The organism is Alicyclobacillus fodiniaquatilis, assembly GCF_042678105.1.
Classification (GTDB): domain Bacteria; phylum Bacillota; class Bacilli; order Alicyclobacillales; family Alicyclobacillaceae; genus Alicyclobacillus; species Alicyclobacillus fodiniaquatilis.
Genome location: NZ_JBHUCX010000088.1, coordinates 1 through 965, shown reverse-complemented (window position 1 = coordinate 965; position 965 = coordinate 1). Strand labels below are relative to the sequence as shown.

At 40.7% G+C, this 965-nt stretch carries 1 protein-coding gene; it reads left to right on the top strand.

Going from position 1 to position 965, the window contains the following annotated elements; genetic code table 11:
* Nucleotides 1-965, top strand: a 965-nt coding sequence (locus ACFSB2_RS21135; protein ID WP_377945095.1) for an amino acid adenylation domain-containing protein, incomplete at both ends; no start/stop codon positions are given.

The window sequence follows — 965 nt, the reverse complement described above, 5'->3', positions numbered from 1 at the left end:
GACCAGAGGTGCTGGTGGGAATTTGTGTTGAACGCTCTTTAGAAATGATTATTGGATTACTTGGAATATTGAAAGCCGGAGGTGCGTATGTGCCCCTGGATCCGACATATCCCAAAGAACGACTTGAGTATATGGTAAGAGATAGTAGAGTGAAGATCCTGTTGACACAGGAACAGTTCTTAGTGGAAGAGGATTTTGAGTATGAAGGCAATACGGTGTGTTTCAATAGAGATCGGAACTTGATCAGAGAAGAGAGTGAAGAGAATCCAATAAGTGGAGTGAACCCAGGGAATTTATGCTATGTAATATACACATCAGGATCAACGGGTAGACCTAAAGGTGTGTTGGTGCAGCATGAGAATGTAGTGCGATTATTTAATGCTACAGAGTATTGGTTTCAGTTTAGTAATCAAGATGTTTGGACGTTATTTCATGCATACTCATTCGATTTCGCTGTATGGGAGATATGGGGTGCCCTTATATACGGGGGGAGATTAGTTGTAGTTCCGTATTGGGTGAGTAGGTCGTCGAAGGAGTTTTATGAACTGATACAGAGAGAGAAAGTATCGGTTTTGAACCAGACTCCGTCAGCTTTTCAATATTTAATTGAAGAGGATCGGATTAAGAATAGTGAACTGAATTTGCGTTTGGTTATTTTTGGCGGAGAGAAGTTAGTGTTTAAAAACCTTAATACATGGTTTGAAAAATACAAAGATAATGGCCCGAAATTAATAAATATGTATGGAATTACTGAAACAACTGTACATGTTACCTATTATCCGTTTGGTCGGGAAGATGCTCAGTTGTCCAATAGTATCATTGGGCGGAGAATTGCGGATTTAAAACTCTACATTTTGGACCCAAATCGAAAATTAGTGCCAATCGGGGTACCAGGGGAATTATGTGTCAGTGGAGCAGGACTTGCCCGTGGTTATCTGAATCAACCTGAACTGACGGCGGAGAAG